The sequence below is a fragment of the Acaryochloris sp. IP29b_bin.137 genome (assembly GCF_028285745.1).
In the GTDB taxonomy this organism is placed as follows: domain Bacteria; phylum Cyanobacteriota; class Cyanobacteriia; order Thermosynechococcales; family Thermosynechococcaceae; genus Acaryochloris.
In genome coordinates, this window is record NZ_JANQOP010000086.1 from 1 (window position 1) to 10,638 (window position 10,638).

At 48.5% G+C, this 10,638-nt stretch carries 11 protein-coding genes and 1 pseudogene; 5 read left to right on the forward strand and 7 right to left on the reverse strand.

From position 1 onward, the window contains the following. Positions 1-457: 457 nt before the first annotated feature. Positions 458-916 carry a 50S ribosomal protein L9 gene (gene rplI, locus Q0991_RS06300; protein ID WP_299486507.1) on the forward strand — a complete coding sequence of 153 codons (459 nt, stop codon included), beginning with the start codon at positions 458-460 and terminating at the stop codon, positions 914-916. Between the two features lie 70 nt (positions 917-986). Then, the gene (dnaB, locus tag Q0991_RS06305) at positions 987-2,348 is read left to right on the forward strand and encodes a replicative DNA helicase (protein ID WP_299486508.1); all 1,362 of its coding nucleotides are present in this window, start codon (positions 987-989) and stop codon (positions 2,346-2,348) included. A gap of 69 nt (positions 2,349-2,417) precedes the next feature. On the opposite strand, the gene Q0991_RS06310 is transcribed toward dnaB, so the two are convergent. Continuing rightward, positions 2,418-2,891: a DoxX family protein gene (locus Q0991_RS06310; protein WP_299486509.1), complete on the reverse strand. Its 474-nt coding sequence runs from the start codon at positions 2,889-2,891 to the stop codon at positions 2,418-2,420. Between the two features lie 55 nt (positions 2,892-2,946). After that, a complete protein-coding gene (locus Q0991_RS06315; protein WP_299486510.1) occupies positions 2,947-3,414 on the reverse strand; it encodes a DUF4079 domain-containing protein in 468 nt (155 codons plus the stop codon). 88 nt (positions 3,415-3,502) lie between these two features. Between Q0991_RS06315 and Q0991_RS06320 the strand changes: the two genes are divergently transcribed. After that, on the forward strand, positions 3,503-4,216 hold the full coding sequence (locus Q0991_RS06320; RefSeq protein WP_299486511.1) for an HAD family phosphatase: 714 nt from the start codon (positions 3,503-3,505) through the stop codon (positions 4,214-4,216). Positions 4,217-4,318: 102 nt separating this feature from the next. Beyond that, positions 4,319-5,077, forward strand: coding sequence for a M15 family metallopeptidase (locus tag Q0991_RS06325; protein WP_299486512.1), 759 nt, complete (start codon positions 4,319-4,321; stop codon positions 5,075-5,077). A 23-nt stretch (positions 5,078-5,100) separates the two neighbouring features. On the opposite strand, the gene Q0991_RS06330 is transcribed toward Q0991_RS06325, so the two are convergent. The 4 genes from Q0991_RS06330 to Q0991_RS06345 all read right to left on the reverse strand — a co-directional run bounded on the left by Q0991_RS06330 (position 5,101) and on the right by Q0991_RS06345 (position 9,076). Next, positions 5,101-6,480 (reverse strand): UDP-glucose/GDP-mannose dehydrogenase family protein, encoded by a 1,380-nt coding sequence (locus Q0991_RS06330; RefSeq protein WP_299486513.1) that lies wholly within the window; start codon positions 6,478-6,480, stop codon positions 5,101-5,103. Between the two features lie 112 nt (positions 6,481-6,592). After that, a complete protein-coding gene (locus Q0991_RS06335; RefSeq protein ID WP_299486514.1) occupies positions 6,593-7,516 on the reverse strand; it encodes a UDP-glucuronic acid decarboxylase family protein in 924 nt (307 codons plus the stop codon). Positions 7,517-7,691: 175 nt separating this feature from the next. Continuing rightward, the gene (locus tag Q0991_RS06340) at positions 7,692-8,255 is read right to left on the reverse strand and encodes an Npun_F5560 family protein (protein ID WP_299486515.1); all 564 of its coding nucleotides are present in this window, start codon (positions 8,253-8,255) and stop codon (positions 7,692-7,694) included. A gap of 290 nt (positions 8,256-8,545) precedes the next feature. Further along, positions 8,546-9,076: a hypothetical protein gene (locus Q0991_RS06345; RefSeq protein ID WP_299486516.1), complete on the reverse strand. Its 531-nt coding sequence runs from the start codon at positions 9,074-9,076 to the stop codon at positions 8,546-8,548. Between the two features lie 355 nt (positions 9,077-9,431). On the opposite strand from Q0991_RS06345, the gene panD reads away from it, so the two are divergent. Beyond that, positions 9,432-9,827 carry an aspartate 1-decarboxylase gene (panD, locus tag Q0991_RS06350; RefSeq protein ID WP_299486517.1) on the forward strand — a complete coding sequence of 132 codons (396 nt, stop codon included), beginning with the start codon at positions 9,432-9,434 and terminating at the stop codon, positions 9,825-9,827. A 169-nt stretch (positions 9,828-9,996) separates the two neighbouring features. On the opposite strand, the pseudogene Q0991_RS06355 reads toward panD, so the two are convergent. After that, positions 9,997-10,638: pseudogene (locus Q0991_RS06355) on the reverse strand (IS1 family transposase); the annotation flags it as partial.

Sequence of the window (10,638 nt, forward strand, 5' to 3'; positions counted from 1 at the left end):
GGCCGGGCTGGATTTGAACCAGCGTAGGCGTAGCCAGCGGATTTACAGTCCGCCCCCATTAACCACTCGGGCACCGACCCCTACTTTGTCAACAGTTCAAGATTTTAACATATCTGAATTGCGCCAACACAAGCAGTTTTTCAAATTACTGCTTATTCAGCCCCATAGACCCATCATGTCTAAGTGCTTAGAACGGATGTACGAGAAAAAGCAGGCTCAGGGTGGCTACGCTTTTTGGGTTCAGAACGGTTGCTATGGGTGGAGACTGACTACCCGGATCTCAACCTCACGCCAAGCTCCCGCCCCAGCTTGCAGTTTTCATGGGACGCTACCTTTTGTTCCCATTCGGTGCTTTCTTGCGGCCATCCCATTTGGAAATAGACGTTGCCAAAGCGCCTCTAAGTTAGGTATGATCAAGTGCTTTCACTGAAATTTATATATCGACGCACTTAGGGCTATGGGAAAACGCGTTCAGCTCGTTTTAAACGAAGATGTCAGAAAACTGGGGTATTCAGGAGACCTGGTTGAAGTTGCGCCTGGATATGCTCGCAACTATTTAATCCCCAAGGGAATTGCTTATCGAGCTACTCCTGGCGTGCTCAAGCAGATTGAGCATCGCAAAGCTGAAGAACTCAAGCGTCTAGAGGGCATTAAAGACGAGGCCGAAAAACAAAAGGTCGCCCTCCAAACCATTGGCACCTTCCGCATTGAACAAAAAGCAGGCGAAGAAGAAGTGCTATTCGGTCGGGTAACCTCTCCTGACGTTGCCGAACTGATCGCCAACATTAGCGGATTTGAAATCGACAAGCGGGGCATTGATATCCCCGATATCCGTAAACTGGGAACCTACTCAGTGGACATTAAGCTCCACCCAGAAGTGATCGCCACCGTCAAAGTGGAAGTTGTTCCTGAATAAATGCTAGGGTGCTGGCACCTCCCAAGTCAGATTATTTTCTAGCTAAAGGGATTTATCTGTTGGCATACCTATGGTTTACGAGCTAGATTTTCAACCTGCTAGCGATCGCTTACCCCCACAGAACGTTGAAGCTGAGGAGTCGATTCTGGGGGGTATCCTGCTGGACCCAGAAGCGATTGGCCGGGTTGCAGATTTGCTGCGACCGGAGACCTTTTATCTCAGCGCCCATCAAGAGATTTACCGCGCTGCGCTGAATCTGCATGGCCAAGGCAGTCCTACGGATTTGATGTGTGTCACCGCTTGGCTACAGGATCATGACCTCCTCGACAAAGTTGGAGGACAAGGTAAGCTAGCCCAGCTAGTGGACCGCACCGTTAGCGCCATTAATATTGATCAATATGCCGCTCTGATTAAAGACAAGTTCTTGCGGCGGCAGTTGATTAAAGGGGCAACGGAGGTCATGCAATTGGCCTACGACACCTCTAAAACCTTAGAAACGGTCTTGGATGAGGCCGAACAGCAAATTTTTAACGTCACCCAAGATCGGGTTCGGCAAGGACTCGTGGCCACGGAAGATATTTTAGCGAGTACCTTTGCCGACTTAGAACAGCGGTCTTTGGGACAAGTTTTACCTGGCTTATCCTGTAATTTCTACGACTTGGATGCCATGACCCAAGGCTTTCAGCGGTCGGATTTAATTATTGTGGCCGGTCGTCCTGCTATGGGTAAGACGGCATTAGCTCTACAAATTGCTCGTCAAATTTGTGAAATCCATAACCTGGGCGTTGCCATCTTTAGTTTGGAGATGTCTAAAGAGCAGCTTGTTCAGCGGATGTTAGCCGGAGAAGCGGGGATTGACAGTAACTACCTGCGGGCTGGACGCATCAATCAGACCCAGTGGGAACCGTTGAGCCGAGCGATTGGTAAGCTTTCTCAGCTTTCAATTTATATTGATGATGCCCCTAACCCCAGCATTACTGAGTTGAGATCTAATGCCCGGCGGTTGCAGTCTGAGCATCCTGAAGGCTTGGGTATGATTCTCCTAGACTATCTCCAGCTGATGGGCGGCGGCGATGCATCGGATGGCCGGGTACAGGAAATCTCCAAAATTACTCGGGCCCTGAAAGGACTGGCTCGGGAACTGAATGTACCCGTCGTCGCGCTCTCTCAGCTGAGCCGGGGGGTAGAGTCCCGAACCAATAAACGACCGTTAATGTCGGACCTACGGGAATCAGGCTCCATTGAGCAGGATGCTGACTTGATTATGCTGCTCTATCGAGATGACTACTACAACCCCGATAGCCCTGAGCGGGGTATCTGCGAACTGAATATTGCCAAACACCGGAATGGCCCGGTGGGTACGGTCAAACTGTTGTTTGAGCCGAAACTGACTCGCTTTTTTAATCTGGCAAAACCCGATGGTATGGGTTAAAGCCCCAACAAAAAGCACCCAGCCGTTTAGAACTGAATGCTTTTTTAAGTATTCAAATAGGGGTTTGGTCTACTCTTCAGAGCCGCCTAATTGATTACTAATCAATGCATCGAGGGAATATTGCCCACCACCATTGATAAGGAAAAAGAGAAACGCACAGGCATAAAGGGTAGCCGTTTCAAAAGAGCCAATTTGGAGGCCGTCGACTTTGATGTGAAAGTAAATCGCCATTACCATGGTGAAGACCAAAGACAAAGCTGCAGGCCGACTCAATAGACCTAAAATCAGCAGGATAGAACCGATAATTTCGGCATAAGCAGAACAATAGGTGAGAAACACAGGAAAAGGGAGACCCATTCCATTGGCAACCACGTTGGTGGCAAACCCCTCCACATCGCCTAGTTTATCCACGCCATTGTGAATCATGAAAAAGCTGACGACGACTCGCAAAATTGTCAAGGCTACTTGGAACCAAACGGTCGTGTCCGAGGTGGACTGGAATAAAAGCGTGAGCCAACGATTAGAACTTGCTGTAGAGGTCATATCTAGGGTGAATAGGTGAACTTATGTTAACAATATTACGTTGCGGTAAGGGTTTCTAGCCCTGTTCGATAATCCGTTGCACAATCTGCATACCGGTAATGGCTTCCCAACCGAAGAGGCCCAACATTAATACGCTCAGCCATAAATGGACATCACGGGCAGTTTGACTGCCTCGCTGCATCAAGGGTGTGAGACTCGCCAAAATGGCTACGAGTCCCGTCATTCCTAGCCCTGCCAACAGGTGGGCTCCCACAAACAGTTTGCCGTTGTTGATATAGGTAACCCCCATACCGCCAATGGAGCCGAGGACCATAATCGATAACAGAATTGCCCCAATTTGATGGTGCTTGATATTGAAGCGCTGTTTAATTAGGGATTTGCGCAGATCTTTGTCCGGAGTGGTGCGAGTGGTGCGAACCTTCAGCCCTAAGGTCATGGCATAGATACAGATACCAAACAGTGTCCACATCAGGACTGGATGAATAAAGGTATAGATCCAGTACAAGAGTTTTGACAAAGTCATAGGGCAAGGGGCAGGCAGAATGCTTAAATAAACTTTATAAAAGTTAGCATGTTTTCTACGGTGTGTTCAGTTTTGGATCCTTTGCTCGATGAATGAACAAGCGTCTGTTTTTCCTCAAAATCAAGCCGTTGCAAACTCTGCATTGCCCCTGCAGGCTCTGATATTCGATATGGATGGGGTCCTTTGCGATACGATGCCCTATCATCTGGATGCTTGGCTGCAATATAGTGCGACGATTCCAGAATTAGCTGTAGCTAGCCGAGACCGTTTGGAGCAAATGGGAGGCAAGCGAAATGAGGATCTGTTGCCGGAATTACTAGGACGTCCTGTTGCCGCTGCTGATATCCAGCGTTGGGGGGCTGAGAAGGAAGCCGTTTATCGTTCTCTGATTAAGGATGAGATTCAGTGGATGCCTGGTTTGATTCCATTCTTGCAACAGGCTCAGGCCATAGGACTTAAGTTAGGCTTGGGCACCTCTGCATGTCGGGAAAATGTGGATTTGTTGATGAATCAAGATCAGCTTGGGGGCTTCTTTGCGGCCCAGGTGATTGAAACGGATGTGGAACGGGGTAAACCCGATCCACAGTGTTATCTGTTGGTGGCAGAACGATTGGGGGTTTCACCGGATCAATGTTTGGTATTTGAAGATGCGATCGCAGGTACGCAAGCGGCGCGCAATGCGGGCATGGGATGCTGGGGCGTCCTCACCACCCACACGGAGGCGGAACTGATACAGGCAGGAGCCGAGAACTGCATCCAAGACTTTACGGATCCTGCTCTTCACCGACTCCTTCCCAGATAAGCAGGGGTCCTTGCTGGCTAGCCAAGTGTCACAGAACCGGTCATCAGACTGTTAAACTGCTTACTGAATTTGAGGTGCTATCCCGGGGATGGAGGACACACAATGTCAGTCAGCAAGCCCTACTTCCAAATGCCAATCGTTGAATCGGGCGAAACACTTTTACCCATTCCCCCCGACCGCTTCGCCTTTGAAACCCCTCATCCCTACGAAGTGTTAGGGGCTCCCTACGACCATGCCTCTCCCTACTTTCTGCGAGAAGGGGTATTGGTGGCCTTACAGGAGGCCCAAACCCATTTACAACAGACCCAACCGCACTGGCAGATTATGATCTTTGATGCCTATCGACCCATTGCCGTTCAGGCCTTTATGGTGAATTTTACCTACGCCCAACTCATACAGGAGAAAGGCTGGCAAGCTAGTGCTTTGTCGCCAGCCCAACAAGATCAAGCTTGGCAAGAAGTCTATGAACTATGGGCTCCGCCCAATCTTGATCCCAAGACTCCACCCCCGCATAGTACGGGAGCGGCTGTAGATATTACCCTTTTCGATACCCAAACCCAAGAGACTGTGTTTATGGGGTCGGAGATCGATGAATTGTCGGTGAGATCGCATCCCCACTATTTTACCGATCTCGCCAATCAGCGGCAAACCCCGCCTAAGGAAAAACGGCGGGCTCAAAAAGCCAATCAAAACCGCACTATTTTGTATGATGCCCTGCACATGGCAGGCTTCCAACGGCACCCAAAAGAGTGGTGGCATTTTTGCCTAGGCGATCAAATGTGGGCATGGCTGACCCAACAGGAACAACCACATCTATCGCTAAAGGCCCGCTACGGACGCATCGAACCCATAGAAATTTAGCTTTGTTGCAATCGTTTTATCCTTTAGTGGCCAATGCCCACATATTGAAAGCCGGCGTCTGTTAACATCTGGCGATCGAGGAAATTACGCCCATCAATTATTACTGGGTTAGTCATCAATTCAGCCATCTGCTTATAATTTAAAGACTCAAAGGCTTCCCAATCCGTAACCAGCACCAGGGCATCACAATGATCGGCTAAACGTTCCACATCTGTTTCCACACTGACGTTGGACAGACCATGACTGGAACCACTTTGCGAAAGCAACGGATCGTAGGCTTTCACTTTGGCTCCGAGGCGATTGAGTTCATCAATCAGCGTTAGGGCAGGTGCATCCCGCATATCATCCGTATCCGGTTTAAAGGTTAGCCCTAAGAGCCCAATCGTTTTGCCCTTCAAAATCTTCAGGGTTTGCTGGAGCTTTTCAATGACGATCACGCGTTGGTGCCGATTCACCTTGATCGTGGACTCTAGCAAGATGGCCTCATAGCCATAATCTGTGGCGGTATGAACCAAGGCTGAAACATCTTTCGGGAAGCAGGAGCCTCCCCAGCCCAAGCCTGCCTGCAAAAATTTGCTGCCAATCCGAGAGTCTAAACCAATGCCTTTGGCCACCTGAACCACATCAGCGCCTACGCGATCGCAGATATTGGCGACTTCATTGATAAAGCTAATTTTGGTTGCCAAAAAGGCATTGGCGGCATACTTCACCATTTCCGCAGAGCTGAGATCAGTGACGACCACAGGCACGGGAGGCTGGGTTTGATCCGCTGCAAACTGCCGCATAACGATGGGCTCATAAAGTTCTTGCATTTTTGCGATCGCATTAGGATCCGCCCCCCCCAACACAATGCGATCAGGATTAAACGTGTCATAGACTGCAGAACCCTCCCGCAAAAATTCGGGGTTGCTGACCACATCAAACAAGCCTTTACTATCCAGTGTAGAAGTGTCTACAGATTGTCCTGACTGTTTTTTAGCGTCAGCGAGGCCCTCTAGTACAATCATCTTCACCCAATCCCCAGACCCAATGGGGACGGTCGATTTATTGACAATGACTTTATAGCCACCCGTCAAATGGAACCCAATGCCCCTCGCAACCGCTTCAACATAGCGAGTATCACTCTCTCCGGTAGGGAGTGCAGGGGTGCCCACAGCAATAAACAGAATATCGCCATGCGCTACGCCCGCTTTTAAGTCTGTGGTGAACTCAATGTTACCAGCGCCAATGGATTCCTGCAGAATCTCTGATAACCCAGGCTCATAGATGGGAGACTGGCCAGCCTGCATGACTTTGACCTTTTCTTCATTGTTATCAACACAAATAACGTGGTGACCAATGCGCGCCAAGCAGGCTCCAGTGACAAGACCCACATAACCTGTTCCAATCACACAGACTTTCATGTAAAAGAGACTCCTAATATAACCAGCATTTTATTCAGGAACACATCGTCATGGGAGCAATATTGTATCCATTGGTGCAAGACCATTTATCTTCGTAATGCTGAAGTATGGCCTAAATCCGGGCTCTAAAATCTTCAATCGTCCGTTCTAACCCCTCCTTCAAGGAGAGGGTTGGTTGCCAACCTAATTCCGTTCGAGCCCGTGTAATGTCGGGCTGCCGCTGTTGCGGATCATCGGCTGGCAATGGCTTGTATTCGAGCGTGGCATCGGGATTGATCATGGCCTGAATAGTTTGCGCCAGTTCTAGCACGGTATATTCATCGGGATTGCCCAAATTCACAGGGCCAATGCAGTTCCCATTCATGAGCCGAATCAGTCCTTCGACTAAGTCTGAAACATAGCAAAAACTACGGGTTTGCCGACCTGAGCCATAGACGGTTAATGGCATCCCCTTTAAAGCTTGAACAACGAAGTTACTGACGACCCGTCCATCTTGTTCCAGCATTCGAGGGCCATAGGTATTAAAAATACGCGCAACCCGAATATCCACGTTATTTTGACGGTAATAGTCAAAAGATAGGGTCTCTGCCACCCGCTTGCCCTCATCGTAACAGCTGCGAATACCAATGGGATTCACATTCCCTCGATATTCTTCCGTTTGGGGATGAACCTCAGGATCACCGTACACTTCTGAGGTTGATGCTAAGAGAAACCGGGCTTTAATCCGCTTGGCTAGCCCGAGCATAATCAATGTTCCCATCACATTCGTTTTAATGGTTTTAACCGGGTTGTATTGATAGTGAATGGGAGAGGCAGGACAAGCTAAATGATAGATTTGGTCTACTTCTAAACGAATTGGCTCTGTAACGTCGTGGCGAATGACTTCAAACTTAGGGTGATTGAACCACTTGAGAACATTCTGTTTTCGTCCCGTATAGAAGTTATCTAGACAAATGACTTCGTGATCGGCCTCCATTAAGCGGTCAATTAAATGGGATCCGATAAAACCAGCACCACCGGTAACCAATATTCTCATAATCAGGGCTGTTTACAACAAAAACTGGATTAGGAGGCGACGAGATACTGCTGATAATTGAGTAACTCGCCATATTTAAGCACGAATATACCTTGATTGGGGACCACTAGGAACCTTCCCTTCAGTATTCTTCAGGCTGCTAAGACGCTTGAGAATAATTTGTGAGTCATAAACATTATGTTGTCGATTCGCGCGAAGGTTTATTCTGCGCAGGTAAAGACATCCTCGTCTCGTTAGACGCGTCGTTCAATTGGGGAGGATTTGAGTCTTGAAGGGCCGAGTATAGTCTTCGATTTTCCAACTGTAAAAATTTCATCTTGGTTTTGACCTGATCTAACCGCTGCGCAAATTTCTGACGGTATACTTCTGGCAGTTCTTGAATAACCCGCTCAAGCATTTGATTTCGTTCACTTAAGCTTTGGCAAGAACTTTGCAGATGCGTGATTTGAGCGTCTCGCTTATCAATTTGAGCCTGATAAAACTCGATTTGAGACTCCAGTGTCGTCATATCTTGATGTAGTAGGTTGCCATCTGGAATAGAAGGCGTGGGTAGAGAAGAGCCAGCTTGCTCAGCGGTAGTCCCTTGGGCAGGTGGAAGTGCTGCAGGATTAGCCTTAATGATTCGGTACAGCTCGGTTGAGAGCTGCTCGACGAGCTGATCCCGAAGTTGCAACTGTTCACTCAGTTGTAAAATTTCTGTTTGAACGTCTTCAGACATATGGGGTTGAGAATAATTCACGCCGTAACAACTCCAAAAATCAACCGTTTTTAAGTCTGTCCCTTCAGAAAAACGCCATTTGTGATTCACGTGCAAAAAATTTTAGTTCGCCTCATCGGGCAATGGGGTATTGAGGGGAGGATGCTTTCACTCTAACATTCCCATCCGGTCCGCAAATCATAGCGACAAATCACCGTTTACAACCCGGAACCGCAACTTTGATGGGAGGACATAGCAAGGGAGACCTTAGCTAGGATAACGGGTAGCCGACCCTAAGCATGGCTTCTGGATAAATGGGCCTGCCGGCAAGACTACCCCAGGTAGACGAGTCCACCCAATACGCCTAGCAATAAGATCAAGGCAACCCACACTAGGCGACTTTCTTGGGTATCGACCTGGCTCCAATCAATGGGGTCTGGGGCTGGGGCTTTAGGCTTTACAGACGATGGGGAAAAAGAACCCACTCCCATGCGTTCAGTTAAGTCCTGGTCGTCAACATTGCTTAAATCAGGGATTTGCGTTAGCCATTCTGCCTTTTTCTCTAGTTGAGGAGCCTCCAAAATATACAGCAGCCGCTTACTTTGTTTACGAGTCTCCCAGTGAGTATGGAGTTGGAGTTGTCGGCAAAGGGAAATCGCCTCTGGTTGCTGGCCTGCCGCTTGATAGGCTGATACCAACCAGAGTTGAATTTCACCACCGATTCGAGAGTTTCGGTTGGCTAAAGCAATCGCTTGTAATAGCCACTCAATAGATTCACGATAGCACCCATGCTCAAAGGCTTCGCGCCCATTGGCATAGGCACTCATCATGTCTAACGGTTGATTCTCAGCTTTAGAAGACACGAATGTTTGAACTAGAGAGGATAGGCTCTGCATTCTACAAACGATGACGGGCCATTAGCAAGGGATATTAGCCTGCTCATTGTTTATGGATGGCGAAGGCAACCATCAAACTCTCGGCTATTGGAGACGTCCCGGGTATTTAGCGAGTCGCTATCTCCAGGCTATGCCGAGTTGGATCGTTTAATCAAACTGGCTCACCGTAGTGATTAGCGGTATGGTAGAAGCCATAGTCTCGAATCTCCAGGTAGGCGTTGACTTGAATCTAAGGTTCAGCATCCTGTCATAGATTCTGTAGGTGAGCATCGGTGTTCTAACCTACAGTCCGACTATCAAGACTGACGGTAGAATAGTCTATATGCATCGCACCTTTTTATTTTCCAAAATTCATCACTGCACACTAACAGAGACAAATCTCGAATATGTTGGCAGCATTAGCATTGACCAAACGTTGCTAGAGGCGGCTAGTATCGCCCCATACGAACAAGTCCAAGTCGTAAATATGAATAATGGCGAACGACTGATTACCTATGCGATTCCAGCGCCTGCTGATTCGGGAGATGTGGAGTTAAATGGTGCCGCCGCACGCCTCGGTACTCGGGGTGATCGGGTGATTATTATGACCTATGCTCAGCTTACGGCTGAAGAGCTAGAAGGATTTGAGCCTCAGGTGGTGTTGGTGGATCAAGATAATCGCATTATTGAGGGGCAGCCCGTTGCCAATTCGTCAGCCCCGGCATTGTGTTTGACGTGATTCAGATTAAAAATTTTAGCCCCTGATTACGCCGATTTTCTTGGTCGGTGAGGTTCTAGCGATCCATCAGGGCTGGATGAGTGGGCTGAAGATATCAACTACCCAAAAATAGAGCATTCATTTGATGCTTAATGGTCCATAGAACTGGATTATTTTATTCGATTGTGCGTCAACAAAGTGTGGGATAGATGGCTAAGTCTCGCCATTCCCACGCATGCTCTGTCAGCCCAGCTCGTTGGGCAGCCGTATTCTTGAATCGAGAGTGGCACCAGATCCAGTTGAAATAGGTCAGCACCAGTCTTAACGTCACTGCACTCTGTTGCCAGACTTTACCAAATTTATTCTGCCGTCGATGCCAGCGCCCGGTCTGTTGACGTAATATTTCATTGGTCCGCTCTAAGCGTTGGGTCAGGGCTTTACTCACGTGATGGAACACCTCATTGGGTAATTGTCGTGAATACCCTTGCCAGCTATCAGTTTGCCAATGGTGACAGGCGGTTTTGCCTTCAGTATTCTCAATCAATGCTTGAGCGAGCTCGTCGGTATGTTTGCCAATCCGACCCCTGAGCACCAAGCCACTGTCTTTGGCGAGACTCAGTGCTATCCAGCAATCGCCGACGCTCAACTCTTCCGGTTCACAGTGCTTTTGCTTTTTTTGACAAAGGACCATAACTCATCTGCATTAATGACGTTGGTCGCAACGGCCTGAACATCTTGGTTGTGAATCATTTGGGCTTTATAGCTCGCTGAACGAATCACACTCACACAGGTGTTGTAAGCCACACCTGTGATGCGGGATAGGCCTCTGAGG

Bases quoted from the DNA above. Each gene is read 5' to 3' on its own strand.
- rplI (WP_299486507.1), top strand. From the start codon at position 458: ATGGGAAAACGCGTTCAGCTCGTTTTAAACGAAGATGTCAGAAAACTG.
- dnaB (WP_299486508.1), top strand. From the start codon at position 987: ATGGTTTACGAGCTAGATTTTCAACCTGCTAGCGATCGCTTACCCCCA.
- Q0991_RS06310 (WP_299486509.1), bottom strand. From the start codon at position 2,891: ATGACCTCTACAGCAAGTTCTAATCGTTGGCTCACGCTTTTATTCCAG.
- Q0991_RS06315 (WP_299486510.1), bottom strand. From the start codon at position 3,414: ATGACTTTGTCAAAACTCTTGTACTGGATCTATACCTTTATTCATCCA.
- Q0991_RS06320 (WP_299486511.1), top strand. From the start codon at position 3,503: ATGAATGAACAAGCGTCTGTTTTTCCTCAAAATCAAGCCGTTGCAAAC.
- Q0991_RS06325 (WP_299486512.1), top strand. From the start codon at position 4,319: ATGTCAGTCAGCAAGCCCTACTTCCAAATGCCAATCGTTGAATCGGGC.
- Q0991_RS06330 (WP_299486513.1), bottom strand. From the start codon at position 6,480: ATGAAAGTCTGTGTGATTGGAACAGGTTATGTGGGTCTTGTCACTGGA.
- Q0991_RS06335 (WP_299486514.1), bottom strand. From the start codon at position 7,516: ATGAGAATATTGGTTACCGGTGGTGCTGGTTTTATCGGATCCCATTTA.
- panD (WP_299486517.1), top strand. From the start codon at position 9,432: ATGCATCGCACCTTTTTATTTTCCAAAATTCATCACTGCACACTAACA.